This window comes from Kamptonema formosum PCC 6407, from assembly GCF_000332155.1.
Lineage (GTDB): Bacteria > Cyanobacteriota > Cyanobacteriia > Cyanobacteriales > Microcoleaceae > Kamptonema > Kamptonema formosum.
The window spans coordinates 1,696,721-1,722,238 of record NZ_KB235904.1 but is presented as its reverse complement, the minus strand read 5'-3'; the positions used below and the strand labels follow the sequence as shown (position 1 = coordinate 1,722,238).

The following is a 25,518-nucleotide window of genomic DNA, read 5'->3' as shown; positions in this document are numbered from 1 at the left end:
GTGGAACGTCTCTAGGAACTGGGATAACCCAACATTTTAGACTAGACGTGCTACTATTAGCTAATCAATACAAGCCATAGAAACGACGAGGATTATCCCAAACAATCTTTTCTACCGTTTCTTTAGACAAACTATCTTCAAGTTCTATCATTTTGTTAACAATATCTGGCTGATGATCCATGTGGGGATAGTCAGAACCAAAAATCAAATTATCAGCACCAATGTAATCGATAATTTGACCCAGATAAGGTTCCGTCGGCTCAACAGCAATAAAGCACTGCCGACGAAAATAATCTGAAGGCAGCATCTTAACATTGTGGCTAACTTCCCAATGTAAATTCCGATACTCTTCATCCAATCTCCACAACCAATAGGGCAACCAACCGCAACCCGATTCTAAAAATGCTACTCTCAACAAAGGATGACGTTCTAATACTCCCCCTTCAATCAGCGCTAAAAGTGCCATCATTTGTTCCATAGGATGAGAACAGGCGTGAGTAGCAAAGCGAGTCTGAAATCGATCTGCGCCTGTAGTTGGTAACAAACTATGAGTGGATTCATGGATACCAATAGCAATTCCTAACTCTTCGCAAGCAGTCCAAAATGGCTCGTAGGCAACATCACTCAAAAGTCTACCTTTAACTGGATTGGGGCGCAAAAACACCGCTTTCCATCCAAATTCAGCAATTTTATGTAATTCCGCAACCATCTTTTCTGGGGCATGAAGATTAATTGCTCCCACACCTTTTAACCTGTCGGGATCGTAACTACAAAATTCTTCATATAACCAGTGATTGTAAGCGCTAGTAAAGGCTCCGGCTACTTCTGGAGCCATACTATCAATTGACCACAACCACAGTCCAAAAGTAGGATAAACAAATGCTATATCGACTCCCATTTCTACCATTGCTTGAACGTGGGATTCCACATCAAAGCGCTTCAAATAAGAATTAGGGTGAGCCTCCATCATCTGCTTATTACCAACTTTTTCAACTTGCTCAGAAACCTGATTAGTAATCTTTTCCCCTTGAATTCTCATATCTGGGGAGGGAGCAAATTGCTTAAATTCAGGGGCGAGATATTTTGCCCACATTTGAGAGGGTTCAAAAACGTGAGAATCAGCATCAAGAATTCGATATCCGTTCAGCATAAGACAATCATTCCAAATCTGAGGGGCTAATGCCCAAAATTGTTAACTGTTCGAGAGAAAGCGACTTTAACTTCTCAGCTAATTCTAGCCGCTTTTGTCGTTCTCGTTCTGCCTGTGCGATCGCAAATTCCGCATCTGTTTGTACCCAATTTCCCACACTATCATACCAGCGCAACCAGCGCCGATTAATCCCCTCAAAATCCCCTTGCCAAACTCCCAAACCCAATTTGAGTTCGGGAATCCAAAACCGAGGATTGTCAGCATCTAGGATTAGTTCTTGATAGCGCCCACCATCGAGTTTAAAAATCCGCAAGCGATCGCTATACCGACTAAATACCGCATAATAAGGTACGCGCAAAATCCGCTCGTAAACATCCCACTTTCTCGGCGGTATTTCTCGCGTTGGTTGTCCATTATTCTCCTCAGTAGCATCTACTTCCGCTTCTACAAATTGCCCCAAATCTTCTTTTTCCGTTCCCGGCGACAGCAATTCCACCACTAAAAACGGATTTGTACCTTCTTGCCAAACCACGTAACTAGAGCGCAAATCCGTCTCTTCGTACAACCGAGAAACATCCACAACTAGAAACCAATCGGGACGCTTGTGCCACAGAGAATGATGGACATCATAGTACAAGTTTAAATCTGAACCGACAAAGATGCGATCGCTCGGATAATCTGGCAATTGTAACGTGCGCGATAGCAACTGAGGTTGCCAGCTATGAAACTCATCAGGCAAACCAGGTTCCTCCGCATCTTCACTAGGGAGATCGTACATTGTTGGCAACGTCTGCTTCGGCGGCAGAGGCGTTTCTGTCTGGGGAATTGGCGATCGCTGTTGTAGCATGACGATACCAGAGAAAGTCTTATTTCACATTATATTATTAGGATATGGAGTAGGGGCGGGTTCGCCGATCAATTATGTCACCTACCAATAACCTTAAAAAACCCGCCCCCACCCAACGAATAATCCCGAATAATGATCGCTGAATAACAATTAAATTTAATTAATTGTTGATTTTTTCGTGGGGTGGGGGCGGGTTTTTATGATTGTTCGATGGGTGTCAAATATTTCGGCGAACCCGCCCCTACAGGAATTACGCTCATTTAACCGGACATAATCTAAGTCCTGACCCAGTAAAATTACCAGAAATTAGGCAATGAAAGCAGACTTTTTTTACTCGGCATTGCTTACATCCACATTGGCACGGGATTCAATTGATCCTCTAAAAGCGGTGCTGGCAACCAACCCAATTGCACGGGAACATCATAAAGTCTTCCTGCATCTAATCGCTTCCACATATGCCGCATACCAGGAATAATTACCTTAGCTACCCGCAGTCCAACATCAGGACGAGTTTGGTCTAAAACTAACATTTCCATGCCCTTACTTTCTACTATTTGTTGACAAAGCTTGACATCATCTAAGAGATCGTTAGTTGCCATTACGGGATAATCTGCCCAAACTTTAGGAGTAGTATTTGGATCGGGAATTAAATAGGGTTGATTAGCCATAGTAGCAGTTTTCCACCATTCTACAGCTAGAGGATCGGGAGAAGCCGGATATTGGGTACTACCATCAGCTTGAGCAAATAAAACATTAGGTAGAATTTGATTGACTTCCGTTAAAGCGCGACTGAGAGCAATCTTGGGGTCAAAATGAGTACCATAGCCGATTACAATGTCTTCGACTGGGCGATCGCACCTCCACGTCACCGCCGCAAAAGTGGGAATATTTAAGTCGCTAGTCAGGTCTAAAATCGTCAGTTCCCGATTGATACTTTGATAATATTGTCTCAAGTTTGGGAAATAAGGATCGTCAAAACTATCTAGATCGACTTGGGGTTTCTGAAGCCGATTATACCACCACAAAGCCACAGCATCCCGCTCGACTAATTCCATGAAACCTTGCAGAATTGCTTCTTCAATGGTGTTACCCGCCGCACAACCATTAGAGTCTGCCCAACAGTCAGGTTGATAGCCTGGAGAATAGCCATAATAGCAATAAGCTGTGGGCAAATATTTGAAGGTTTGATGAGTCAAAGACCAAACAGGTGTCCAATCAATTTCTCTGTCTGGATCGAAGGGTTCTGGAACTTTTTGAAACCAACCTTGACATTCAGCATTCCATTGTTGCCGATGTTGATATTGCTGTTCGCTGAAGTTCATGCAATCGTTGGGATGAATGGCGCGATCGCCTAATTTATTGTAACTACTTTTTTCTCTGATTTCATCTCCCTGAAAAACTCCAGAATACCGTTCAATAGCCTCACAAAAACCGCTGGCTCTAGCTTGAGCATCGGTTTTTCCTTTACCAGAACTTCGACCGCCGAGATTTTTTTGTAAGTTTTCTAAATCGTCAAAAACCGTGAGAAAATGATGTTTAGCCACATAGGTATGATTGAGAGCATTAGTTTGAATCTTACTCAATCCCCGCACAACTCCAGTAATCGGGCTAATATGATGTTGATATTTTCTCAGGGTTTCTTCTGGAGAACAAAAACGGTGTCCGCCATCCTCTGTAAAGTTTTTCTTCCGATGTCCTAAAACTACGGGGCGGGGTTTCTTCGCTAATCCCTTAGCCATCTCTCCACAAGTAGGACATTGGGGACGTTTAACGAGGATGTGATCTTGAGTTTGGAGCGCGATCGCATCATAACTTACCAGAGTGCTAGTTAATCTGCGATTCTCTCCTTGGGCAATCCATTTAAACACCTCCGTAGCTGCCATGCTCAGGGCAGTTTGTTTAGTAGAATTGAGAGTAGCAAGGGGAGGATTGATGGGGGGAATGTCTTTATGCCTTTCGATAAAACTTTCCACAGGGTTGTTGTCTTGTAATCGTTTAGCTAAACAATGCCAGCAACCTGTTTTTTCCGGGGCAAATATGGGGCCGAGCCAAGGAGTTATCCCCAAGGGTTTAACTAACATCCAAGTAGATTGCGACTGTAAAGCTTTTTGGTTAAATTCCTCTAGTCTAGGATCGAGATAATTGTCCGCTAAAACTACGGTAATATCCCCTGTTTCTGCAACTTCAATATGCAGAGATTCCAGCAGATTAATCAAGGCTTCTGCCGGAACTGAACTGAATGATTTTACAGCTACTTTGGTCGATTGCAATCGCTGCTGCACATCAGCAGGGGCAATATTGAGATGATGACAGAAGATGGCTAAATCCGGCGGCAGAGGATTGTCTTCTAACTGAATATAGCCCTGTTTCTCCATTTGAAACAGAGCGTATTGGGTTTTGATGCTGGTATTGAGAGCATCTTGAAAGAAAGCCGTATTTTCAGGGTCGGATTCTTGGTCTGCCAGTAACTCTAGAAGAATAGCATCAATAATTTTATCGCTGTCGCGATCGCCATCAATCAGACTAGCCAATTTCTGATATAGGCGATCGCGCAACCAACCAGCGCCTTTTTCGGAGACAAAAAACACGCGATCGGGCTCTATAGCTTCGACAGCGTAAGCAGGATTGAATTGAATGCGATTGAACATAGTCTATAACGAGGGGCTAGGGGCTAGGGGCTAGGGGCTAGGGAAGAAGGAAGAGGGAAGAGGGAAGAGGGAATTGGTGTCAACTTAAGCCGAAAGCCCGTCAGGGGTTAAAACCCCTGTCTAATAGCTAAAGTCCTCTGAAGAGGACTGAAGAAAATTGTTAAATTTATTAGTCCTCTTCAGAGGACTTGATCTTTGAGACAGGGGTTTTAACCCCTGTCGGATTCAGGGTTTGACTTTAAGTTGACACCGATGGGAAGAGGGGAAAGGCTAAAATGGTTACTTTTAGAAGCAATCCCTAGATTTTAAGCGCTTTCTTCCCTGGCCATAAGCATTATAGTCCCTAGTCCCTCGCTTCCTATACATAGTCTGACTTGATGGCAATGCCTCAAAGCAACTTTACTAGGGCTTACGCTCATGGCTCCAGAAACCGGGTTTTTGAGAGCTTCTGGGGATACGGGCGAAATATTTTCGTAAAAACCCGGTTTCTTTGGTTGGGTGCCTAAGTCCTATCCTACCTAAGTACACAGAGACAGGCGCAGAGCGAGTTCAGAATAGTGTGGAGGCTTAGCCTGTAAGGGTTACACCCCCCTATTTTATCTAAGATAGTCTTGCTTTCCCTTTGATTGTTTCTATATCTTCAAGTTCACACTCTCAGCAATCATACGTAAACACGATCAAAATTGATTCATAGAATTAAGAAAATCAAGGTAATTACCGAAGTATTTAAACTCTGTTACTCTCTTAATAAACAAAGCATTTAAAAACTAAGAGCCTGAATTTACCTTGTGTGAAGTAGCAGTGAAGCCTCAATGAAGATTCTCCTAAAACTGACCTCTATAGGAACACTAATCAAAAATTAATAGATAATAAAAATATAGCAAATTTTCACCCACTTATCACTAATCACCATGAATACCAAACTACTCCCAACCTTAGCTACTCTTGCTGCTACTTTAGGCACGCTTGCATTTCAATCACCAGCTAAGGCATTTAATTTTACAACTAACTTGACAACTCCCAGCGTACCAGATGCTAAAAGTGATATTTGGTTAAAGTCAGTTACATACGGCGGTAAAACAACCAGCGATTTTGCTTTCGTCAAGGCTGTAGACATCATCAACAATACACCAGTTAAAAGTGGTTTAAACCCGAATACGCAAACAAGCAACCCTGAAGATAAGACAAAAAGTAACGATAATAGCGGCGCAGCCAGTACAGATAAAGGTGATAACGCCAGTTCCCCGATAGTTAATGGACAAGCAGTAGATGTATCGGGAATTAAGAACCCAACTGGAAGCGAAATGGCTGCTTATCTTGGCAACAATAACCTTAACAACATTATCGACACTGAAGATGCGGGTTCGTTTAAACTTAACCTATCGTTTACTACAGCAGTAGCAAACTTATTCTTCTGGGAACGGGGTATGAATAGCACCCTTAGAGTTCAAGCTTTGGATGCTATGGGAAACCTGATTGGAAATCTTCTAACTCTTAATTCCAGTAGTTGGGGAAAGGCTGGATATAGTATTAACACCCAAGAAATTGGCGGTTCTCAAAATGTGGGCGCATGGGGTGTTAGCTTAGCAGATTTAGGAGTGAGCGGCCCGATTGGTGCAATTCAAGTGAGCACTAACGGCTCCCTTGGCGATAATGGCCCTGACTTTAAAGTAATAGGTGGAGCAGCAGAAGCAGTACCCGAACCGATGACAATGGCAGGTTTAGCCTTGGGTGCTAGTGGAATAATCGCCGCACGTCGCCGCCGCGCTAACAAAACTGCATAATTTCTCAGTTTAAATTATCTAGGACTTACGCATAGAGTCCCAGAAACCGGGTTTTCGAGAGAATCTGTGGGTCACAACCAAGGATTTTTCTCAAAAAACCCGGTTTCTTTGGTTGTGTGCGTAAGTCTTGTTATTTATACTTCTCTCGTCATTGCGAGTCAAGCGCAGCGCGTCAAGCGAAGCGCAGTTGCGAGCGAAGCGAAGCAATCTGAGGTACGAAGCAATCTGAGGAACGAAGCAAACAGAAGCAATCTCAGGGACTAGGTGATTGCTTCACTTCGTTCGCAATGACATGACTACGTTTATTTATGCCCAACTACTTATGCTTCTATCGTCATTGCTTCACTTCGTTCGTAATGATATGGCTACATTTATTTGTACAAATTCTCCCAATTATAGTTTTATGTAAGTCCTATTTTTAGGAGAATTAGTATTACAAAAGCCACCTACCTCCTGCCTTCTGCCACCTGCCTCCTGCCACCTGCCTCCTGCCTATATTTAAAACCCAAATAGCCATAACCATATAGGGATAGTAAATAACACAGCTCCGCAGCCAATTGCTACAGTAGTTACTGCCAAATCTCGGTCTAAACCATATTTTTCTGCAAACAAAGTAGTGATAAAAGCTGGAGGCATACCCATCAGCAAAACTAACAAAAGTCTGGGCGGGCCAGTGATGCCAAAAAACATTAAGCCCGTGCCAACAACCAAAGGCGTTAACAACATTTTAATAGCGAGACAAGTCAATCCCTGTTTGAGATTATGAAAAGATGAAAGCTTACTCAATTGTATCCCAATCATAATTAAGAATAAAGTGATTACTGTCCAAGCACCCGTCTGCAATATTTTATCCGCTTGTGGAGGTAGTGGCAGAATTCGCACGACTAAGCCAATCCCAAAAGCCCATAATGCAGGATTTTTTAATATTGTCAAAAGGGGGCCTTTCCAACCTTCGATCTTGGGTGCAGTACCGTAATAAGCTGCTAGTGCTACGCCGAATACATGGATACCGAGAGTAATACTTAAGTCATAAAACAAAGCCCAAGCAAAGTAGTCTGCTCCCACTAAAGACAAAATAATGGGAAAACCTAAAAATCCCGTATTTCCCACCATCATTGCAAATAAAAAACTGCCTTGAGTTGGTTTACTCCAAGCACTTTTTATCGCTCGGCTATCTTCCTCAAATGTTGCCCTGCTGTCAACATTTTTGGGATTTGTGAGGCCGCGAGAAATAGCTTGCAGGCGCTCGTCGTTGACTCCTAAATCGATCCAAATCCAAGCTAATCCTGCCCCTACAAACAAAGCAGTCCACGCTGTTAAGGGAGAAATTATTAGGTATCCAGAGAGGTTAGCACGACGCATGAAAGCAATAATACTAAATGGTGCGCCGCAGAAAAATAGGAATTTTCCTAAGCCTGTCGAGGCTCCTTTGGGTAGATAGCGACCGAGGATAAATCCTGTCAATACCCATCCAATCAGAGTGGCATAGAGTTTGACTAGGGGATTGTCTAAACTTAACATAGCGGATTAGATATTGAGAAGTTGAGGGAGTAAGAGTATATACTAAGAAAACTATCAATTTCCCGAATATTGACGTAATATTAACTGGATATTGTATAGTAAAGTAGTAGAATGGGTACATATCCTGTGAAGAGATTTATCTTGATTGGATAGGATAATAGAGTCCACCCTACGTTTAATTATCTTCGACCACTTATCAGCAAGCATAATTATTGGTTGTAGATATGTCATTGAATACTGAGCAGAAAAAGCTGAATCTGTTGATAATTGGTACTGGTATGTATGTTTGCGGCCGCAGTACCAAGGGTTATGGAACTGTGTTACCAGCGGTAATGCAGCAATATCAGGCGGGGACGATCGATCGGGTGTTAGTTGCTAGTAAGTCCGCTGAGTCTTTTGCTATTTTTGATGCTAAGCTTGGTGAGCTTCAGGAGTTAATGGGGATAGAAATGCCTTGTGTGCGTTACCCGATGGGGAATTGCACGGATGGCAATGCTTATCGAGAGGCGATCGCCAATTTACCCGATCCAGGCGCGGTAATTATTACTACGCCGGATCATTTGCATACAGAGATGGCTTTAGCTGCGATCGCCAGTGGCAAGCACGTACTGGTGGTTAAACCCCTATCACCAACTGTAGCGGATGCAGAGCAAACGATCCAAGCTGCGGAAAAATATGGAGTTTACGGAGCTGTGGAGTTTCATAAACGCTGGGATTTAGCTAATTTGAAACTTCGCCAAGCGATCGCTGATGGTTCTATTGGCGATCCGCTGTACTTTCATGTAGAATTTAGCCAGCGCAAAATTATTCCGAGCGAAACTTTTTCTGCCTGGGTCGCGGATACTAATATTTTTCAGTATTTAGGTGTACATTACGCCGATCTGATTTATTTTGTCACTCAAGCTTTACCCCGCCGAATTGTTGCTACTGGACAAAAAAACTGGCTGTCGCAACGCGGCATTTCCAGCTATGATGCGATTCAGGTATTGATTGAATGGTCGCAGGGCTTTACATCTACGATTTTGACCAATTGGATCGATCCTAACTGCAATGGTGCGATGTCTCAGCAAAAAATTGAGGCGATCGGTACCGCAGGGAGGTTTGAAAGCGACCAAACAAAACGGGGCGTTCAGACTATAACTGACTTAGGGGGGATAGAAGATATTAACCCGTACTTCTGTCAGCCTTATAGGAGGCTGGATAGCGAGTATACTGAATATCGAGGGTATGGCATAGACAGCATCACTCAATTTCTTAAAGATGTCGCATCGATTGTAGAAGGAAATAATTCCCCTGCTGATTTTGAAGGGCGGCGACCGACATTTCGAGATGCTTTGGTATCGACAGCATTAGTCGAGGGTGCTAGATTAAGTCTGGAAAATGACAGTCAATGGGTGTATTTTACTGAAAAATTCCATCCCTATTTGAAATAAGCATGGTTTTACCCTAAGTTTCAGCCTGAAATTAACAGCAAATTATGGCAAAGCTTGTATCAATTATTGTTCCTTGCTTTAACGCTGAGAAATGGCTGATAGCAGCCATAGAAAGCTGTTTTCAGCAGTCTTACAAGCTGATTGAGGTAATTGTAATTGATGATGGTTCTACCGATGGAAGCTTAGAGGCGCTCAAAAGTTACAATGGTAAACTAACTTGGGAAACTGGGCCAAATAGAGGCGGAAATTATGCGAGAAATAGGGGGATGGAATTATCCAGGGGTGAATACATTCAATATCTTGATGCTGATGACTATTTACTTCCTGATAAAATTGAACGGCAAGTTAAATTTTTAGAGGAAACAGGGGCAGATATTGTTTATGGAGATGTGAATTATCAGTATCATTTAGAGAATGGAGAAATTCTCCAGGAACCTGTCAATATTTTCGGAGTTTCTGGAAATTGTAAGGATGTGTTAGAATCTTTGTTGGCTTATGGCTGCTTACCTCCAATTGCCTATCTTTTTAAGAAAAGTACCATTGTTAATAGCATTAAATGGGATGAAACCTTAAAATGCGGACAAGATCGAGATTTTCTGATTTCTTTACTCATAAAAGGAGCGAAAATCATCTACCAACCAGGTTCTTATTCAGTATATCGCAAATATGGCAATGTGACAGTTTCTACGTCTAATAGAGCCCTGTTAGTAGAAAGTTTTTGTAGAATTTTGGCAAAAGCAGAAACGCAACTCATTGGAGCAGGAAAACTTGAACCTAAGTATCAAAAAGCTATAGCTCAAGCATATTACTCAATGACTCAAAAGTATAGTAAAGACGTTGATTTATGGTGTTATTGCCGATTGGTTAGCAACTTTATTTTAATGTGGATGAAGTTATTGCTCATAGAAAACAAAAGGGCTATTTCCAAGTCTAAATTAAAAATAAACATCTTATCTAATGAGGTTGAGAAAGACAATGCGTAAGCAGGTATTTACATTAATATTACTGTTTTTACTGTTTTTTGGGTTAGCTACTTGTAGCCATAATACTCCGACAAATCTCGCGGAAAATTCACTACCACACCAAAATCAAAGTTTCCGAATTTGGTGGTCGCAAGGATTTTTACCAGAAGAGAATGAGGTAGTAGCAAGACTCATAGATCGATGGGAAAAAGAAAGCGGTAAAAAAGCTGAATTAAGACTAATACCGCTCAATAACATTGATGCTGAGACGCAAAAAGCACTCAAGGATGGTAATCCTCCTGATGTGCTTTATAGTGCAACGGCAGAAACAAATTTGATTCCTAGTTTGGCGTGGCAAAATCAGTTAGCTGATGTCTCCGATCTGATTAATCCTCTTAAATATTTGTACAATCCTACGGCTTTAGAAGCCGTATATTTTCAGAATAATATATCTAAAAAACGGTCTTACTATTCATTACCAATAGGACAGCAGGCAACACATATTTTGTACTGGCGAAATCTCCTACAAGAAAGTGGTTTAAACGAGCAAGAAATTCCTACTAATTGGGATAATTTCTGGCAATATTGGAAACAAGCTCAGGATAGTTTACGCCAAAATGGTAAGTCAGATATCTATGGCTTGGGTTTAACTATGTCAGCTTTGGGTACTGATACTTTTTTAATTTTCCAACAATTTTTGGAAGCCTATAATGTAAAAATCTTAGATAAAGATGGTAATTTATTGCTGAAAGATCCCGCCAACCGCGAGGGGATAATTAAGGCATTAAAACAGTACGCTAACTTTTACAAAGATGGCTATGTACCCCCTAGTTCTGTAGAATGGAAAGACTCTGGCAATAATGTCAGTTTTCTGGAAAGTCAATCGCTAATGACGGCTAATGGTACGCTGTCAATTCCTTTAACTCAAAAGTTGGAGCAGAATCCATACAATAAACTATCGACGGATCTTTATCTTAATAAAATGGTAACGAGAGGTTGGCCAGAAAAGCCAGGTGGAGGGGAACTCACTTCTATATTAGGTGTTAAGCAGATAGTTATATTTGAAGCTTCTCAACATAAAGCCGAAGCTAAAAGTTTTCTTTCCTATTTGCTGAAACCGGAAAACTTAAATCAGTTTCTTAAAGAGGGAGGTAAGGGGCGAATCATTCCCGTAATGCCAAAACTTTTGCAGGATTCCTATTGGAATAATCCCACAGATCCGCACATACCCATAGCAATTAAGCAACTTAATGGCTTGACTCGCCCTAGCTATGAAGTATTTAATCCTGCTTACAGTGAGGTGCTTTCTCAGAATATTTGGTCTAAGGCTATTCTGAGTATTGTTAAAGATGGACTATCACCTGAGCAAGCTGGAGACGAAGCAATAGCCAAGATTGAACAGATTTTTGCTGAATGGAAATGAAGTTAGAGCGATCGTGTTAATAGTTAACTATTAACATTATTTATTAGGAGGTAAACAATGAAGTTTTGGAAACGCAGCCTACTAAATCAACTTGTCAGCTATTTTTCAGTATTGTCAGTGGTGACGGTGAGTATTGTGGCTTGGGCTGCTTATACTCGTGCTAAAGATGCTTTACAGCAATCTGTTCAAGATCGTTTAACGGTGGCCACTTCCCTGAAGGAATTTCAACTTAATCAATGGGTTGAAACTCAACGCAAGGATGTGCTTTTAATGAGCCAATTGCCAGAAATACAACAACAAATAGCTATTTTGCTAACTGTAGATAACTTAGATCCCAGCTATAAAATAGCTGTCGAGCGCCTCACAAAATATTTTTCAGATATAATTGCTGTTAAACCAAGTTTGCAAAGTGTTCTCATTACCACGAATGGAGGATTTGTGGTATTTGTTTATGGAGAAAACACGAATATTCAAGGTAAATTTAGACCTTTAGGAGATCCCACCACTTATTTTACTCGTGAAGGTGCTAATGCAGTTGTTCCCAATTTTTACGCCTCAAATGGAAAATCTGCCATCACTTTTGCCACCCCAATTTTAGATAGAAATGGTGTCAAAATGGGTGCGATTGCTGTTAACTTGGATCTTAAAGGTGTAGACGACTTAATTAGGGAAAAAACTGGATTGGGCAAGACAGGAGAAACTTATTTGGTGGGTCGAGCCAATAATAGAAATATCTTTATATCAGGGGATGAAAAAAACACAAACTCAGACGAAGGTGTGAATAGCTTTGGTATTGATGCCGCGCTTGCCAAAAACAACGGTCAAGGGCTTTATAAAAACTATAAAAAAGTTCCAGTTATTAGTAACTATCGTTGGCTCACCAATCAAAATCTCGCATTACTAGCAGAAATGAGCCAAGCAGAAGCTTTTGAACCCGCCAACAGACTAGCCAGAGAAATCTTGCTGATTGGATTGAGTTCGGCTGGTATTTTATTAGTAGCAGTTTATCTGATGTCGCGCCGGATTACTCAGCCAATTCTGGCGATTGCCAACACTGCAATAGAGGTAGCTAGCGGGAATTTGAACTCCTCAGCACCAGTTCTCACCGAGGATGAAATTGGGATTTTGGCACAAGCTTTTAACCAGATGACGGGTCAACTAAAGCTTTCCAATCAAAAGCTTTCAAATTACAGTCAAACTCTTGAACAACGGGTGACAGCAGCTACAGCAGAACTTCAAGATACTATGAGTTATCTAGCCTCAATTATCGATACAATTGCTGATGGCTTGTTAGTCACAAATTATAACGGGAGAATCACTCGTTTTAATCCAGCTCTTACTAATATGTTCGCCCTCGATCGCCTCGATTTAACAGGTAAATTTACTGAGGAGATATTCGGGAGTGAAGTATCTAAATTGATAGATAATACTAAACAGCCTCCTCACGAAATTTCAACTGTAGAGTTAGCGCTACAAGGTGGCAGATTTGCTAAGGGTTCCGCAGTTGCAATTCTTAAAAAATCTGCATCGGATAGCCAAGCTCCAACTTATATTGGTTCCGTAATTTTGATTCGAGATATTACTGCGGAAAAAGAAGTAGATCAGATGAAAACAGATTTTATTTCTACCGTTTCTCACGAACTACGAACTCCCCTTACTTCTGTTCTAGGTTTTGCTAAACTTATCCAGAAGAAATTAGAGGAGAATGTCTTCCCAATCGTGGTGACAGAGGATAAAAAAGTTCAGCGGGCCGTGAAACAAGTAGGAGATAATCTTCAGATTATTGTTAGCGAAGGTCAACGGCTAACAGACCTGATCAATGACCTTTTAGATGTTGCCAAAATGGAGGCAGGTAAGATAGATTGGAAGATGCAACCAATGAAGGTAGATGATTTGATCGATAGAGCAATTGCGGCAACTTTTGCTCTGTTTGAAAATAAAGGACTAGAGCCAATTAAAGATATAGAAGAGAATCTACCTGAGTTGGTTGGAGATCGGGATAAATTGATTCAAGTAATGATTAATTTGCTTTCTAATTCCATCAAGTTTACCGATAAAGGCTTTGTAACTTGCCAAGCTAAAAAAAATCGGCGATAAAATTAAGATTAGCATCATCGATACAGGTATGGGAATCAGCGAAGCCGATCAACCAAAAGTATTTGAAAAGTTTAAGCAAGTCGGTGAAACCTTAACAGATAAACCTAAAGGTACTGGTCTAGGCCTGCCGATTTGTAAGCAAATTATAGAGCATCATGGCGGCAAAATTTGGGTAGAAAGTGAGTTGGGTAAGGGCAGTAATTTCTCGTTTATATTGCCCTTAAAGCCAGCAGAAGAAGCAGAATCGAGCCTCAAGAAGCTAGACATGACTACCTTCCTTAAACAGTTGAGAGATCGTGTTTCTAATGCTACACTGGGTGGCAATGAACAGAAGAAAACTATTCTAGTTGTGGATGATGAGGCTAACCTCCGTCAACTACTAAGACAACAATTAGAGGCAGAAGGTTACATCGTCAAGGAAGCAAAAGACGGTAAGGAAGCAGTAGTCATGGCTAAACAGGAACTACCAGACTTAATTATTTTAGATGTGATGATGCCGGAAATGAATGGTTTCGATGTGGCAGCTATTCTCAGAAACGATCCGATGACCATGAGCATTCCTATTGTTATTAATTCTGGTATTGAAGATAAAGAAAGAGGTTATCGTATTGGAGTGGATCGCTATTTTGTGAAGTCCAGTGATTCAGAACCTATGCTTCAAGAAATTGGCTGGCTGCTATCTCAAGGCTCTTCCAAAAAGAAAGTTTTAATTGTGGATGAAAATGTGTCAGAAGTCAGAAGTTTAGCCGATGTATTGAAAGCGAGAGGTTACAGCGTGACAGAAGCTCTTACGGGTGAAGAGTTCAGGAATAAGGCGATGTCTGTAAAACCAGATTTAATTATTGCTAATGCTGATGTTTGGCAAAAATCTGAGATTTTGCAAGCTCTGAGATTTGAAAAAGATTTAGAAAATACTTTCTTCCTGATGCTAGGAGAAAATAAAGGAGATACTATACAGATAGATATAAAAACAAATGAGCCAAATTAGCCTTAAACGCCTTGTTTCTCAAAAAGAAGCATTATATCTAATTCATACTCTCCTCAGTGTGATAGATACGCGAATCAGTATTCAGACTGTTGACGGTAGATTATTAATGGGCGACTCTAGTCAGAGTCAATCTCAATATCCTGTGGAAGTGGATGGAGAGGTAATTGGATGGGTGTTAGGAGAGCCAAAAGCTGCTGCTATCGCTTCTTTACTAACCTATTTGGCAGCTCAAGAATTGGAAAAAAAGACTTTAGCAAAAGAAGTATTAGATAAATATCGAGAAATTAATCTTTTTTACGCTCTTTCCGAGAAGTTGACGGCTTGTTTAGATGTGCTAGAAATCGCTAAATTAGTAATTCTTGAAGCTCAAAAACTGATTCAGGCTACCAACGTTTCTGTAATGTTACTCGATCCTCAAAGCCAAAAACTGGAGATCGCTGTCGCTGATGGCAAAGAGTCAAAAACTAAAATGCAGTTGTCTCCTGGTATAGGGATTGCTGGCAGCGTACTTTTAAACAATAAAGCGGAAATAGTTAATAATGTTTGGAACGATCCGCGCTTTGTAGCGGGTGAAAATTCTATTATTTCTTTGATCTGTGTCCCACTTAAAACTCAGAATGGCTGCCTCGGTGTGATTAATATTAGTAGCGAAGAACCTGCGAATTACAAAGCCCAAGATTTGAAATTTGCCACGAGTCTTGCTTCCATAGCAGCGGCAGCGATTGAGAATGCTATGCTCCATAAAAATAAGCTGCAAGAAAAGCGGATTAAAAGCCAATTGGAACGCTACATTCCGCCGCAATTAGTAAATGCAATTATTACCGCAAAAGAAGGTGATATCTCTTTGGCTCCGGCGAAGAAAAGCATAGCTATTTTATTTTCAGATATTAGAAATTTTACTACTAAATGTGAGGAATTACCTCCCGAAATGATTGTGGGATACTTGAACGAATATTTTACCCACATGGTAGATGTGATTTTTAGCCATGAAGGGACTGTGAATAAGTTTGTGGGGGATATGATTGTGGCAATGTTTGGCGCACCTGCTAAACTGATAGATAATGAGAAGCAGGCGATAGCGGCCGCGATTGGAATGCAATTGAGGTTAAGAAATATTCCTGTTGACTGGATTAAAGAAAATTTCCTCACGGGTATTGGCATTAGTTCTGGCGAGGTAGTTATTGGTAACATCGGATCGCCGCAACACCTTGACTATACTGCAATTGGCGATGAAGTAAATTTGGCATCGCGGCTGCAAGGCATCGCTCAAGGGGGACAGATCCTTGTCAGTAGCAGTGTCTATGAAGCTACTAAGGGCTTTTTTACCTATCGCGAAGTTGGAAACATCACGGTTAAAGGAAAACGCAAAAGTGTAGACGTTTTTGAGGTAATATATTAGGGAAACGGTGAGTGGCTAGTCGTGAGTTGCTATTCGTTAGTTGTTAATGGTCAATTATTAAGGGCTAGTTATTAGTAGAAATTTCACACTAAATTTCACAAGAAATAACTACTATAACAATAACTAATATACACCGAGCGCAACTACTAACCACTAACTACTAATAATTACCATCAGGACTAAAAATGACTAAAAAAATCCTAATTGTGGATGATGAGCCTCATCTCAGGATGCTGTTAGAACAAACTTTAGAGGAACTAGAAGATGAAGGAGTCGAGTTGCTAACTGCGGAGAATGGTGAGATAGCCTTAGCAACAATCCAGTTAGAAAAACCAAATCTAGTTTTTCTCGATGTAATGATGCCAAAGATGAGCGGATTTGATGTCTGCAATCAAGTCAAAAATGTCCTGAAACTCACAGAGGTTTATATTATTATGCTCACAGCTAAGGGTCAAGAATTTGATAAGAAGAAAGCTGAGGAAATGGGGGCTGATTTGTACTTCACTAAGCCTTTCGATCCTGATGAAGTGTTACAAAAAGCTCAAGAAATTTTAGGGGTTTGATATTTTCTCAATACACAAATCAAGTACAGAATTAATATGGTATGTAATATCACTTTCAATACAGGTTGGGCAATTTACGCATTAATATGCTGGCGGAATGCGATCGCAGTTAAACCTACTGCTAGAGTTACCATCCTCACTAAGTATTAATGCTTATTTAAACTCCCAGGAGATTTTTCTGAATAGGCCTTGACATAGACTATAGTATATGTAATGCTTGACTTGATGAATAAATCAACAAAGGTTATAACTATGGCACGGCAAGCAAAACAAGCATCCCAAGTCAAACCTCAAAATTCCAGCAGTCCAGCAATCTCCAATACTCGCACCAAATTTACTCTCTACAATTTTGCTGGTAGCGAAAAAGCATTCTATCTAGTTGACCGCATTAATTTAGAAAGAAAGCCTGACGATATCCCTGAAAAATCAGTTGCTCATAACATTATCATCATCGATCGTTCCGGCTCTATGTATTATGACTTAGAGCCGCTAAAAGACACGCTCATTAAGCTTTTGACCTTAGATGAATACAATAATTATCAGCTACTTATTAGCTTGATTTCCTATGCCTCTCATGGGGATGTAACTTGTCATTTTCAACGCATTCCGATTCAAGAAGTAATGCAGCTTAACTCATCGTACATTCAGGAAATCAAGAAAATCAAGACTGGATCGTTTACGGGAATGTCTCAGTCGATGAAACTAGCTAAATCTTTGATTAAAGAGGGTGAACTGACTGCCATTAATTTACATACAGATGGCTATGCTAACGATCCGAGTGCGAATTCAGAAGCCGCAGCCTTAGAAAGAATTTGCGAAGAATTGAAAGGCATGGATGTCTTTGCTAACACGATCTCCTATTCCAGTGCTGACTTTAAATTACTCTCCAAAATTGCCAACACCTTATCAGGTAATTGTATCAGAGCAGGGGAAGTCAAAATGGTTTATGATGCTCTTTACGATACAGCCAAACTGTTAGGTGGTAGCGTTGCACCACCGCTGGAAGAACCATTAATTAAGGAATACGATTATCAAGTTTTCGTCTCCAAGAATGCGAAAAAAGTCAACGGTTCATCAACCACTCTGAAAATTTGCGGACTCAAAGCAGACGATGAGGGACTGTTTTACAAATATCAGAAAGTCAGCAAAGAGGAGTATGATAAATTAGATATTCCCGTTGCTCAAACAGATGAATCAGTGTTTGCTTTTGCGAAGGCTAACTTGGCGAATGGCAATTTGAATACTGCTAAGTATGCAACAGCGAGTACCTTTGATGCTACCTTAACAGAAAGACACGCTAAGGCTTTAACAAATGCAGCAATAGCTGACTTTACTGAAGACTTAGAACAGGCTATTTTTGAGCCAAATGTGTTGGCTAGTCACGAAATTGGCGATCGCGTAAAAGTCAGCGATAAAATTACCTTGCTGGAGTTGATCGAGATATTGAAGGAACACAGCAACAGTATTATTATCAATCTCAAACACTTGCAGAAAAATTATCAACGCAAAGGTTTAAAACGCATTGAAGGGAAGCGAGATGAAAATGGCAACTTGGTCAAACCTTGGCTTAAAACTGAATTTTTAGATGGTGGTGAGTACGTGCGGATGGGTTCATTTGCTATCAATCAAAATACCGCAACCATCAATATGTTGATAACCAGGAAAGTTAAGCTGGTAAAAGTTGAGGATGGCACTCAGATCGATGAAGTAGCGGGAATTTTGGTTAACGACATCAATACTTTCAACAATTATACGATTGTTAGCGACGGCGAAGTGAATGTTAAGTCACTCCGCATTAAAATCAGTAGCAAAGCCGTCTTTGATTTGCTAAAACAGCGCGGTTTAATTGAAAAAGATGGTTTGCCTGCTGATGAATTTGATTTCCGTTCCGAGTACGATCTCAAGTTAGATAGTTTGCCGCTTGTACCTTTTGATGGACGTTACAGTAGTCTGAATGGCGTGTTTGAGGAATTGGCAAAAATTAAAGTTGTTTCCAGTATTTTATCTGCTCATTTGAAGGCAGAATCGGAGACTTACACGGCGGAACAATTGGAGGAATTGAAACAGCATTATCTGTCAAAAAGCCTCTACATCAATTTTCCCACTACGACGGAATACACCGATTTAAAGGATGCGATCGCCAATGGTTCAGTAGATTCGCGAGTTAGTTTCAAAATCGACATTGGTAGCAAAGATATCCTCAATTTTGGCAAATTCCACTCGGCTAACAAGTTCCTGGATCGCCTCTATGAGGTTTATCATCAAGATACTGGGGAAAAGTTGGATAAACCAACCTTTGATGCTATCTTAGAGCAGTCGGTAATTTTTGGACATAAGACTCTTTCATCACGTACTAAAGTTACTAAGGTTGATGACTTGATGAAGCTGATTTTTGATGACTTTTTAGGGTTGGAAAATAACGGAATTGTTACAGATATTTTGTCTAAGGTGGGTGCAGATAGTTTGCTGCGACTTTTGCAAGCGAAATGGAAGGGAGAGGAGGTAAAGCGAGAGGAGTTTGTTGTAGCTTTAGCTAGTGCAAATGAGCGATTGGAAGCTTATGCTGAAAAGGTGTATAGCGAGAAGGTTTCGCCGTTAGTTTTTTATATAGGTTCGACTGGATTGATACCCGATGAAATGGAGGCTAAGGCTGCTACTGCTAATGAAATTGGTGCTAAGTATGGGAATTTGCAATTCTCTAAAGATGAGCAAGAGGGGATGTTTTTTGAAGTGGGAGATTGCATTATTAGTGTGTATGCTAAAAATGAGTATTTCACGGTAGGGAAGTGAAAATTAGGGTGGGCATTTTGCCCACCTTTTGCTTTTTATGGCACATTTTGTTATGTTATAAGTAGCTCCACCTAATTAATCCCTCTTTTGTCACTGAGCGTGAGAGTAAAATAAAAATAGAACTCTCAAAACCTTTGAAAACAATGGTTACAGCACCTCGTCGGGCCACACCGACAGTGAAATTCATTGATGACTATTGCCAAAACTATGAACACCTTTTTTCCGATGTCAGAAATTATGAAGCCTTCAAACTGTTACATCTAGGACTGCTATCAGAATTGCATCGCAAATCATTACCGCGCATTGCCCCTTCGGTTGGGTTATCTAATAGCCAAAGCTTACATCATTTTTTAAGCGATTCGAGCTATTCTTGCCAATCAGTAAGACAGATGCGATTAGGTATAATTCTCCAGTTAATCGGAGACCAAAAAATTGTCCTCTGTATTGATGAAACAGGAGATATAAAAAAAGGTCATGCTACGGACTATGTGGCTAAACAATACCTTTTCCTGTTCCAAGTTTGTTGACCGCCTAAGTTTTTCTCTCCCTGTAGTAACAAAAGAGGGATTATTTTGAAGCAAGAGACTTTTCTGAAGGACTAGCTGCTGTTAGCATTGATGGTAAAATGGGTTATATCGACCAAAAGGGTAAGATGGTAATTGAGCCGCATTTTGATTACGCTGGTTCTTTCTCTGAAGGGTTAGCTATTATAAAAATTAAAGAAAAGTGGGGCTCTATCAACCGCAAGGGAAAAATGGTAATTGAGCCACAGTTTGATAATGCTAGTTATTTCTCCGAAGGATTGGCTGATGTAAGAATTGACGGGCATTCGGGCTATATCGACCCGACCGGAAGGCTAGCGATCAAAGCAAAGTTTGATTCCACTTTTCCCTTCATTCAAGGGCTGGCACAGGTACGAGTTGGCGATCGGGAGGGATATATTGACCCAAGTGGAAAGTATGTATGGAACTCTCAAAAGAAGAAATCCTCTCGCTTGCGCCGGAAGTGAGAATTGGTCAAATCAGAATTTGAACTCAATAATAATCTTCCTACTCAAGTTCAGGGTCTACTTCCAGTTTCTGCCATAACCCCCTTAGCGATTGCTATATAACAACCTCCTTAGCAGTTAGGATAGTAGCTCATTGCTGCAACCCACTTACTCTAGTCCCTTCTTCCCTAGCCCCTAGCCCCTAGCCACTCCCTATAACACTTCCTTCAAAAATGGGTCGCCCGGGATTCGAACCCGGAACTAATCGGTTAAAAGCCGAGTACTCTACCGTTGAGTTAGCGACCCAGAAATACTATTAAAAACACTATTTCCAGGTACGATTTATAATAGTAGCACAGCTTCCTAGAGATTGCAAGAGTTTTTCAAAAAAAACTTGCCGTCATTCGTACCAACATCTCACAACTCGCTCCAGGCTTGAGTTTGATCAGATGAGCTCCCGTATTAAGAGCATTTCTAGGGGCCGTCCAAGGTTCCAAACAGTAAAAGTCCTTATCCTTCAACGTCCAGAACACCAAGCTACCATAACTAGAATTATAACTTAGAATCAGGCGCAAACCTCGACTTTTGTCTGTTGCCGTAGCAGCTAAGCCCGTTAACTGTTCAAAAGCGACATCAATTTCATCTAACGTGGGGTCAAAAATCCCAGTAAAATAATCCAGCTCTTGAGTTCTCTGATCCCGATACTGCATCCCCGGTATTTCAAAACGCAGCTTATTCTTGTCGGGAGCGAAAAAGTAAGGGTGGAAACCGCTAGAAAAAGGCATGACTTCTGCGGAGAGATTAGTATAACGCTGGAAAATTTCTAAAGCGTTGCCTTTAATCTGATAAGTAAAAGCCAGTTGAAAGTCAAAAGGGTAAACTGCCCGCGTCAAGTCATTACTATTAAGTACCAGAGTAATCGCAGCGCGATCGACAGTCACTTGCTCTGCTACTTCCCAAGGTAAGTCACGAGCAAAACCATGCTGTTTGAGTTTTCGCTCAACGCCGTTATAGGTATAAGTATTATCGGGCAAATTGCCGCAGATGGGAAACAGGATGGGAATGCCGCCGCGTACTGTCAATTCAGGATTAGCGAATCGTTCCTTGTCTAAATAGAGGATTTCTTCACCTTGAACCCGCCAGCGAGTAGCGATGCCGCCCCGCTCGGGTACAACATCTAAACTAGAGTTAGCTGCTTTGTCGGAGAGGGTGTAGGTTTTGTATTGCTTCTGTTCGAGCGCGATCGCAAACACATTTGTCATCGGTAATAGGTCATCGATATATTGGTTGTCAGTCACTGGTAATAGGTCATCGGTGACAGGGAATTAGTAATTAGCCTTGTCCTATTTACCGCTTACCGCCCAGGCCTTCCGGCGATGCTTTAGCTATTATTAACCTCTACAGGCGGCAACTCCAGTATTTTGCGGCGATCGCTTTCCATCCTACCCCCTGCTACTACCACACTCTCTACCCGCTCTCTAGGGATAAGTTGGAACGAAGGAGCTAAACTGGGGGCCAGATAGCTGTGAGGAGTGGGCGTCGCCCCTGAATTCGGGGCCGGGGGGGAAATAAATGGGTCTTTAATAAATGAGTCTTTAATAAACGGATCTGTTTCCTCAATTCGATTTTTGGGCGGATTTAATTGCAAGCGGGGAGGCAATTCGTTACTGGGAGGTGGGCTAGATTCTTCACTAGGAGTTGACTCGCGATCGAAAAAGGAAGAATTACTAGGCTGTTTGGGTAAGTTAGGCAAACTTGGCGACAGCGGACTAGATTTAATCGGTACCTCCGGGGTGAAGTCCTTTTCGCCTTCTCTAGTTTCGGGTTTAGGGTCTAAAGATTCGGGACTGGGAATTGGGGGTTCGGGACTGGGGACTGGGGACTGGGGAGTGAGGATGGGTTCTATCTTTCTATTTTCCTTTCTGCCGCCTAGAATTGGAGCATCCAAAACTACAGGCGATCGCATTGGGTTGTCAAAAATACTCGAAATTTGCTCTACGTGCTTGAGAATTTGCTCTCCCTTTTCTCCTTTAACAACTTTTGGCTGATACTTTGTCACCTCCACTGGTAGAAACTCAACTTTCATATTTCTCCCTTTTAGAGACACTTTGAGCACCGCTGTATCGTAATTACTGCGGGCATTCCCTCCAAAAATAAAGTCTCCCAAAGAATAAGCAATCGGTCGGCCTTTGTAAATTTCTGCCCCCTGTAAAACATGGGGGTGGTGGCCTACCACCAAATCTGCACCCTGGTCAATTGTGAAGCGAGCCAAATCGATTTGCCAGTCTCCCGGATAGTCGGCTAATTCTGCACCCCAATGATAATTTACGATCACCCAGTCTACTTGATCGCGAATCGCTCGGATATCTTCTGCTATCCGTTGATTATGACGGGAATTTGTTCCCGCTTTCCCTTCTCCGGCAGCGTTAATATCGGCATCGTAGTAACCTAGATAAGCGATGCGCTGACCTTTAACTTCAATAATCTCAGGTCGTCGTGCTTCTTTGGCATCTCTACCGGCCCCTAAATGGTGAATGCCTGCTCGATCTAATGTTTCTATGGTTTCCACCAGTCCTGGTTCCTCGAAGTCCATAGTATGATTATTGGCCAAAGTGACAATATCTACTCCCCCTGCTGTTAATACTTTTACTGCCTCTGGATCGGCTTTAAAATTAATTTGTTTATTCTGGCGACGGCCGGTAAAATTCGTCAGGGGATTTTCCAGGTTTACCATCGCTAAGTCTGCTTGTAGGTACTCCTCTAAGCCGGCGAAGGCCCATCCGTAATCTTTGCCTGCAACTTGTGTCAATTCGTCAGACAGATTGACATCGCCGCCGAACATTAGCGTTACTGTTGGGTCATTGGGGTTGAGTACCTGTTTGTGCTCTACTACTGGCACTATTTCTAATGCTGCTTGAACTGTTTCTAGGCGTTTGGGTGAGATTGCTGATGTCACTAAAGCTTGCTGTTGTGAGGCCAAATCAATTGGCCGCATGGCATTAGCTTCGTGGTAGCTTACCCAGCACCCGATGATGAAGGATGCAACGGCTGACCCCATCAAAAATAGGGAGCGAAGTGTTTTAAATTTAACCCATTCGAGGGTCTCCAAGGAACGATAGCGTTTGCGATCGCGGATGGCAGGAGTTACTATCCGTACTGACTGTTTCCACAGGATATCGGGAGTGCCGGCTAAGCGGGCTACAACTCGCACGCCTTCTACTGCTGGGGAATTCAGCCTCCAGATTTGGTGGCAGATGAATTTAACTAACCGTTCCCGCAGGGTATTGACTATCAGTGAATCGGCTGCAAATTCACGCTGAAATTCGACTAGGATTTGCAGACAACCGGCTTGAGCAGCTTCTACGCGGGCATAGATGCCTTCGGGCCTTAGCAGGCTGTCAATCCAGTAATTTAGGGCTTGATTGTCACCGGAACGTGCTAGTTCAAAAATAGAAGGTTGAGACAAATTTTCTATATAAACCACTACTTTAGTCTCCTTAACACCGCGATCGCTTACTTTAACCTCTCTTGCTGCCAACCGCAATTCTTTTAGCTTAACTGCTACAAGCTGCGCTCCCTATATTTTGATCTGGTTGTTTCCAGCCACAATTGTGTACATTTATACTTGCTTGTTGTCAGTGACTTCAGTCACATTTACAATATCTTTAAGATCACGGTTTTTGACGGATCTCCATCATTATCTAAACACTGAGAATAGTTGATATTAAGATTATCAGTTATTTATGTCGGGGAAGCATACAAGATGATGATTCGCAAACTTGTAGATTCAGCTTTTCAAACTCGCTGTCTGAGTGTCGCCTCCGAAGGGTTGCTACGTCAAGTGATGGGATTTAATAGCTATCACTCAGAGGATTTGGATGCGATCGCAGCTCTCTGCGATGCCGTCAATTCTGGTTATATCCAGCGGGAAGCTCAGCGTCAAGGGGAAATGAGATTACTGTCGCGGTATTAATTCTGTTAACTACAGGTTATACTCAAAAGTTGGCTGTTAACTAAAAAACTCTGCCTTCAGGGAGAGGAAAATTTGCCGAGCGACAAAATCGACAAAAAATATAAAAATTTTACAATCCCCTACATTCGATTTATTAAAGATGCGATCGCCTCTGGTGGGCCCCCTTTCCCAGGCAGACTCAACCAGCTAGAGCTTAACTGTTATCTAGGCTCAGCCGCTCCCTAAAATTTTCATTCGTGCGAGAAAGCTCAGATTGCGCTATAAATTTAATTATAAACTTCGTACTGTTATCAGGTAATATTACCTGTGTCGGTAGAGAGGCCTCGAAGGCCACCTCAACCGTGTAAACAGACGATCTTTTTGAGCAAGTAAACTGCTCAGGAGAAATAACAAATGCTACAGCGCAAAATCTATCAACTCTGTTGTGATGGTCGTGAGGTTTGTATTTTCTTGCGGGATCAGCAGCGTTGGATTGAGCGCGCTCGGATCTTGGATATAGAGGGAGATTTGGTGACGCTGCGCTACGAAACCGATGAAGAAGACGAAGTTTGTTCTTGGGAAGAGATGGTGCGCTTAGAAAGTATTGGCGCTATCAGCCAAAAGTTAGCTTCGGTGTCGCGAAGCAACTACGAGCCCCTAGTCTCGGACGATTGTCCCGAAGCTGAACAAATTCGCCACCACTACCCTGACTCTAGCGGGGATTAGCTTGGGGAGGGGGAGTTCTTGGGCAGGGGGGCAGGGGAGCGGGGGAGCGGGGGAGCGGGGGAGCGGGGGAGATGGGGAAAATAGCTTAGTTTTCTCGCATCAAAACCACGAAGCCTTGCAAATGCAACGAAGCAATCTGTCAAAACCACGAAGCGTTGCGAGTGCAACGAATAAATTTCCCCAAACTGATAATACAGCGAAGCATTGCAAGTGCAAGGAAGCAATCTAACAACTCAAGACTCCCTAT

Annotated in this window: 20 protein-coding genes, 1 tRNA gene and 1 pseudogene; 15 read left to right on the top strand and 7 right to left on the bottom strand. The window is 41.8% G+C overall.

What is annotated here, in order from left to right:
• Positions 1 to 64: 64 nt before the first annotated feature.
• From OSCIL6407_RS0124430 to OSCIL6407_RS0124420, 3 genes are all read right to left on the bottom strand, one after another.
• The gene (locus OSCIL6407_RS0124430; RefSeq protein WP_007353964.1) at positions 65 to 1,150 is read right to left on the bottom strand and encodes an amidohydrolase family protein; all 1,086 of its coding nucleotides are present in this window, start codon (positions 1,148 to 1,150) and stop codon (positions 65 to 67) included.
• 7 nt (positions 1,151 to 1,157) lie between these two features.
• A complete protein-coding gene (locus tag OSCIL6407_RS0124425; protein ID WP_007353965.1) occupies positions 1,158 to 1,997 on the bottom strand; it encodes a Uma2 family endonuclease in 840 nt (279 codons plus the stop codon).
• A gap of 344 nt (positions 1,998 to 2,341) precedes the next feature.
• The gene (locus tag OSCIL6407_RS0124420; RefSeq protein WP_007353966.1) at positions 2,342 to 4,645 is read right to left on the bottom strand and encodes a TOMM precursor leader peptide-binding protein; all 2,304 of its coding nucleotides are present in this window, start codon (positions 4,643 to 4,645) and stop codon (positions 2,342 to 2,344) included.
• Positions 4,646 to 5,556: 911 nt separating this feature from the next.
• On the opposite strand from OSCIL6407_RS0124420, the gene OSCIL6407_RS0124415 reads away from it, so the two are divergent.
• Complete coding sequence (locus OSCIL6407_RS0124415) at positions 5,557 to 6,429, top strand: exosortase-dependent surface protein XDP2 (protein WP_007353967.1); 873 nt, start codon at positions 5,557 to 5,559, stop codon at positions 6,427 to 6,429.
• A 498-nt stretch (positions 6,430 to 6,927) separates the two neighbouring features.
• On the opposite strand, the gene OSCIL6407_RS0124410 is transcribed toward OSCIL6407_RS0124415, so the two are convergent.
• Positions 6,928 to 7,950 (bottom strand): AEC family transporter, encoded by a 1,023-nt coding sequence (locus tag OSCIL6407_RS0124410; RefSeq protein WP_007353968.1) that lies wholly within the window; start codon positions 7,948 to 7,950, stop codon positions 6,928 to 6,930.
• A gap of 224 nt (positions 7,951 to 8,174) precedes the next feature.
• On the opposite strand from OSCIL6407_RS0124410, the gene OSCIL6407_RS0124405 reads away from it, so the two are divergent.
• The 11 genes and pseudogenes from OSCIL6407_RS0124405 to OSCIL6407_RS0124365 all read left to right on the top strand — a co-directional run bounded on the left by OSCIL6407_RS0124405 (position 8,175) and on the right by OSCIL6407_RS0124365 (position 20,614).
• A complete protein-coding gene (locus OSCIL6407_RS0124405; RefSeq protein WP_019487790.1) occupies positions 8,175 to 9,383 on the top strand; it encodes a Gfo/Idh/MocA family protein in 1,209 nt (402 codons plus the stop codon).
• Positions 9,384 to 9,427: 44 nt separating this feature from the next.
• Positions 9,428 to 10,366: a glycosyltransferase family 2 protein gene (locus OSCIL6407_RS0124400; RefSeq protein WP_007353970.1), complete on the top strand. Its 939-nt coding sequence runs from the start codon at positions 9,428 to 9,430 to the stop codon at positions 10,364 to 10,366.
• A complete protein-coding gene (locus tag OSCIL6407_RS0124395) occupies positions 10,359 to 11,768 on the top strand; it encodes an ABC transporter substrate-binding protein (protein ID WP_007353971.1) in 1,410 nt (469 codons plus the stop codon). Before OSCIL6407_RS0124400 ends, OSCIL6407_RS0124395 begins: the two co-directional genes overlap by 8 nt.
• Positions 11,769 to 11,825: 57 nt before the next feature.
• Complete coding sequence (locus tag OSCIL6407_RS31195) at positions 11,826 to 13,865, top strand: histidine kinase dimerization/phospho-acceptor domain-containing protein (protein WP_234709957.1); 2,040 nt, start codon at positions 11,826 to 11,828, stop codon at positions 13,863 to 13,865.
• Positions 13,866 to 13,893: 28 nt separating this feature from the next.
• Positions 13,894 to 14,853: a response regulator gene (locus OSCIL6407_RS37320; protein WP_234709956.1), complete on the top strand. Its 960-nt coding sequence runs from the start codon at positions 13,894 to 13,896 to the stop codon at positions 14,851 to 14,853.
• The gene (locus OSCIL6407_RS0124385) at positions 14,840 to 16,252 is read left to right on the top strand and encodes an adenylate/guanylate cyclase domain-containing protein (RefSeq protein WP_019487789.1); all 1,413 of its coding nucleotides are present in this window, start codon (positions 14,840 to 14,842) and stop codon (positions 16,250 to 16,252) included. The genes OSCIL6407_RS37320 and OSCIL6407_RS0124385 overlap by 14 nt, the downstream gene beginning before the upstream one ends.
• 185 nt (positions 16,253 to 16,437) lie before the next feature.
• Complete coding sequence (locus OSCIL6407_RS0124380; protein WP_007353974.1) at positions 16,438 to 16,815, top strand: response regulator transcription factor; 378 nt, start codon at positions 16,438 to 16,440, stop codon at positions 16,813 to 16,815.
• A gap of 252 nt (positions 16,816 to 17,067) precedes the next feature.
• Positions 17,068 to 19,605, top strand: a complete 2,538-nt coding sequence (locus OSCIL6407_RS0124375) for a vWA domain-containing protein (RefSeq protein WP_007353975.1) — start codon at positions 17,068 to 17,070, stop codon at positions 19,603 to 19,605.
• Positions 19,606 to 19,748: 143 nt separating this feature from the next.
• Positions 19,749 to 20,132: a transposase gene (locus OSCIL6407_RS31190; RefSeq protein ID WP_007353976.1), complete on the top strand. Its 384-nt coding sequence runs from the start codon at positions 19,749 to 19,751 to the stop codon at positions 20,130 to 20,132.
• 47 nt (positions 20,133 to 20,179) lie between these two features.
• Positions 20,180 to 20,230, top strand: a pseudogene (locus OSCIL6407_RS38385) (WG repeat-containing protein); the annotation flags it as partial.
• Positions 20,231 to 20,614 carry a WG repeat-containing protein gene (locus OSCIL6407_RS0124365; protein ID WP_007353977.1) on the top strand — a complete coding sequence of 128 codons (384 nt, stop codon included), beginning with the start codon at positions 20,231 to 20,233 and terminating at the stop codon, positions 20,612 to 20,614.
• Positions 20,615 to 20,827: 213 nt separating this feature from the next.
• Here the strand turns inward: OSCIL6407_RS0124365 and OSCIL6407_RS0124360 are convergent.
• The 3 genes from OSCIL6407_RS0124360 to OSCIL6407_RS0124350 all read right to left on the bottom strand — a co-directional run bounded on the left by OSCIL6407_RS0124360 (position 20,828) and on the right by OSCIL6407_RS0124350 (position 24,137).
• Positions 20,828 to 20,899 (bottom strand) — tRNA-Lys (locus OSCIL6407_RS0124360).
• Between the two features lie 77 nt (positions 20,900 to 20,976).
• Positions 20,977 to 21,846, bottom strand: coding sequence for an aldose epimerase family protein (locus tag OSCIL6407_RS0124355; RefSeq protein ID WP_026103847.1), 870 nt, complete (start codon positions 21,844 to 21,846; stop codon positions 20,977 to 20,979).
• Positions 21,847 to 21,974: 128 nt separating this feature from the next.
• The gene (locus tag OSCIL6407_RS0124350) at positions 21,975 to 24,137 is read right to left on the bottom strand and encodes a CapA family protein (RefSeq protein WP_007353979.1); all 2,163 of its coding nucleotides are present in this window, start codon (positions 24,135 to 24,137) and stop codon (positions 21,975 to 21,977) included.
• A 219-nt stretch (positions 24,138 to 24,356) separates the two neighbouring features.
• On the opposite strand from OSCIL6407_RS0124350, the gene OSCIL6407_RS0124345 reads away from it, so the two are divergent.
• From OSCIL6407_RS0124345 to OSCIL6407_RS0124340, 3 genes are all read left to right on the top strand, one after another.
• Entirely contained in the window at positions 24,357 to 24,566 is a 210-nt protein-coding gene (locus tag OSCIL6407_RS0124345) for a hypothetical protein (RefSeq protein ID WP_007353980.1), read from the top strand.
• 72 nt (positions 24,567 to 24,638) lie between these two features.
• Positions 24,639 to 24,791, top strand: coding sequence for a hypothetical protein (locus tag OSCIL6407_RS35590; protein ID WP_007353981.1), 153 nt, complete (start codon positions 24,639 to 24,641; stop codon positions 24,789 to 24,791).
• Positions 24,792 to 24,959: 168 nt separating this feature from the next.
• Positions 24,960 to 25,271 carry a DUF6679 family protein gene (locus OSCIL6407_RS0124340; RefSeq protein WP_007353983.1) on the top strand — a complete coding sequence of 104 codons (312 nt, stop codon included), beginning with the start codon at positions 24,960 to 24,962 and terminating at the stop codon, positions 25,269 to 25,271.
• Positions 25,272 to 25,518 lie beyond the last annotated feature (247 nt).